This is a genomic window from Deferrisoma sp. (genome assembly GCF_054681715.1).
Genome location: NZ_BAAHFQ010000251.1, coordinates 1 through 3,034, shown reverse-complemented (window position 1 = coordinate 3,034; position 3,034 = coordinate 1). Strand labels below are relative to the sequence as shown.

At 69.9% G+C, this 3,034-nt stretch carries 3 protein-coding genes; all 3 read left to right on the top strand.

All coding sequences use genetic code 11. The features are described from left to right. Positions 1 to 837 (top strand): radical SAM protein (locus ACY0I8_RS17395; protein ID WP_461395756.1); only part of this gene is annotated, 837 nt, incomplete at its 5' end. A 78-nt stretch (positions 838 to 915) separates the two neighbouring features. Beyond that, complete coding sequence (locus ACY0I8_RS17390; RefSeq protein ID WP_461395755.1) at positions 916 to 1,818, top strand: AAA family ATPase; 903 nt, start codon at positions 916 to 918, stop codon at positions 1,816 to 1,818. 13 nt (positions 1,819 to 1,831) lie between these two features. Next, entirely contained in the window at positions 1,832 to 3,007 is a 1,176-nt protein-coding gene (locus tag ACY0I8_RS17385; RefSeq protein WP_461395754.1) for a vWA domain-containing protein, read from the top strand. Positions 3,008 to 3,034 lie beyond the last annotated feature (27 nt).

Sequence of the window (3,034 nt, the reverse complement as noted above, 5' to 3'; positions counted from 1 at the left end):
GAGGCCCGTTCCATCATCCTGCAGGCCACCGTGGGGTGCGCCCACAACCGGTGTACCTTCTGTGTGAGCTACAAGACCAAGGGGCGGTTCCGGATCAAGGACCGCGCGGTCATCGAGGCCGACCTGGAGAAGGCGGCCCGGCTCTACCCGGGGGTGAAGCGGCTGTTCGTGGCCGACGGCGACGCCCTCATCATGCCCATGCGGGAGTGGCGGTGGCTCCTGCCGGCCATCCGGGAGAAGCTCCCCTGGGTCGAGCGCGTGGGGGCCTATACCACGGCCCGGGCCGTGCGCAAGAAGACCGACGAGGACCTCCGGTGGCTCCGGGAGAACGGGCTCGGCATCCTGTACCTGGGCCTCGAGAGCGGCGACGACGAGACCCTGCGGTACGTGAAGAAGGACTCGACGGCCGAGCAGATGATCGAGGCTGGCCGCCGGATCCGGGAGGCCGGCATCCAGCTCTCCGTCACGGTGCTCCTGGGGATCGCCCCGCCGGGCCGAAGCCTCGTGCACGCCCGGGAGACCGGCCGGGTGCTCACGGCCATGGACCCCGAGTACGTGGGCGCGCTTTCGGTGATCGTGTGCGAGGGCACGGAGCTCGCGGAGCTCGTGGCCCGGGGGGAGCACCCGGTGCCGACCCCGCAGGAGCTCCTCACCGAGCTCCGGGAGATGCTGGCCGCCACCGAGATGTCCCACGGGCTCTTCATGGCGAACCACGCCTCCAACTACCTGCCGCTCAAGGTCCGGATGCCGGAGGAGAAGGAGAACGCGCTGGCCCTTCTCGACGCCGCCCGGGCCGGCCTGGTGCCCCTGCGGCCCGAGGGCTACCGGGCCCTCTAACGGTTCGAGCGGGGTCCCAGCGGCCCACCGAGTCCCATCCCCGATCTCGTTTCGACTCCACCACGGGAGAATCCGATCATGCAGCAGCCTTCGTACCAACCTTTGTCCGAGGCCGAGTTCCACCGGTTTCGGGGCACCGACGGCTACGTGGCCTCCCGGGCCCTACAGGACGCGGTCAACGTGGCCCTGGCCCTGGAGCGGCCCCTCCTGCTCAAGGGCGAGCCGGGCACCGGCAAGACCCTGCTGGCCCACCACATCGCCCGGTCCCTGGGCCTCGAGCTCATCGTGTGGAACGTGAAGTCCACCACCAAGGCCCGGGACGGCCTGTACGTGTACGACACCGTGCAGCGCCTGAACGACGCCCGGTTCGGCGACGGCGACGTGCGCGACATCCGCCGGTACATCAAGCTCGGGCCCCTGGGCCGGGCGTTCGCCAGCCCGGAGCGCGTGGTGCTCCTCATCGACGAGATCGACAAGGCCGACATCGAGTTCCCCAACGATCTCCTCCAGGAGCTCGACGAGATGCGGTTCGTGATCCTGGAGACCGGCGACGAGGTCAAGGCCGCCCAGAGGCCCGTGGTGGTCATCACCTCCAACGCCGAGAAGGAACTCCCCGACGCCTTTCTCAGGCGGTGCGTGTTCCACTACATCGACTTCCCCGACGAGGCCCAGATGCGGGCCATCGTGGACGTGCACTTCCCGGGGCTTTCGGGCGAGCTCCTCGACCGGGCCCTCGGGGTGTTTTTCGCCCTGCGGGAGGTGCCGGGGCTCCGGAAGCGGCCCTCCACCTCGGAGCTCCTCGACTGGATCCGGGTGCTCCTGGCGAGCGGGGCCCGGCTGCCCGAGGAGCCCACGGTGGCCCCGGACCGGGTGCCGTTTTTGGGCACCCTGATCAAGCTCCAGGAAGACGCCGACACCCTGGCGCGCCGCGCCGCCCGTCCGGCCGACGTGCGAACGGCCGGACGGCGGTATTTCCGGTAGGGCGGACGAAAACGTGTTCCTCCCGCTCTTCTACGCGCTGAAGGCCCTGGGCGTGCCGGTGAGCCCCACCGAGTGGCTCGCCCTCATGGAGGCCCTGGCCAAGGGGCTCCACCGGGACAGCCTCACCGACTTCTACTATCTGGCCCGGAGCCTCCTGGTGAAGGACGTGGCCCACTACGACGCCTTCGACCAGGCCTTCGCCCACGTGTTCCGGGGGGCCGACCTGCCCGACGATCTGCTCACCAAGGAGCAGATCCTGGAGTGGCTCTCCGACCCGCTGGCGCCCCTCAGGCTCCCGCCCGAGGAGCTCGAGCGGATGCGCCGGCTGAGCCTGGAGGAGCTTCTGCGGGAGCTGGAGGACCGGCTGCGCACCCAGAAGGAGGCCCACCACGGGGGCCACCACTGGATCGGCACGGGGGGCACGAGCCCCTTCGGCACCCGGGGGAGCCACCCCTCGGGGATCTCGTTCTCCACGGAGGGCGGGGGGGGAGGGGGGGCCGTGCTCCAGGCCTTCGAGCGCCGGTACCGGAACCTGCGAAACGACCTCACGCTCGACGTGCGCCAGATGGGGGTGGCCCTCAAGAAGCTCCGGGACCTCCGGCACACCGGCGCGGACGAGGTGCTCGACGTGGAGGCCACCATCGACACCACGTGCCGCAACGCCGGCGAGATCGAGCTCGTGTTCACCCGGGAGCGGGAAAACCAGGTGCGGCTCATCCTGGCCATGGACACCGGCGGGTCCATGGAGCCCTACCGGGAGCTCTCGGAGCGGCTCTTCTCGGCGGCCCACGGCATCAACCACTTCAAGGACTTCCGGGCCTTCTACTTCCACAACTGCATCTACGAGAACCTGTATGTGGACGTGGAGGCCGACGAGTACGTGCCGGTGGACGAGGTGATCCGCGAGTACGGGAAGCGCTACCGGCTGATCGTGGTGGGCGACGCCGCCATGGCGCCCTACGAGCTCCTGATCCCCAACGGCACCCTGGAGCGGATGCGCCGCTCGAGCGTGAAGGGCATCGACCGGCTGCGGGCCCTGGCCGAGGCGTTCCCCAAGCGCGCCTGGCTCAATCCCATCCCCGAGGAGTCGTGGGGCTACTACGACACCATCGCCACCGTGGCCGGGCTCTTTCCCATGTTCCCCCTGACCCTCGAGGGCCTCGACCGGGCCGTGAAGGCCCTGCTCTGACGGGACGGCGGCTCCGGCGGGCCGCGG

What these genes read in the sequence shown, in the direction of transcription:
- ACY0I8_RS17390 (WP_461395755.1), top strand. Translation starts at nt 916, where the DNA reads ATGCAGCAGCCTTCGTACCAACCTTTGTCCGAGGCCGAGTTCCACCGG.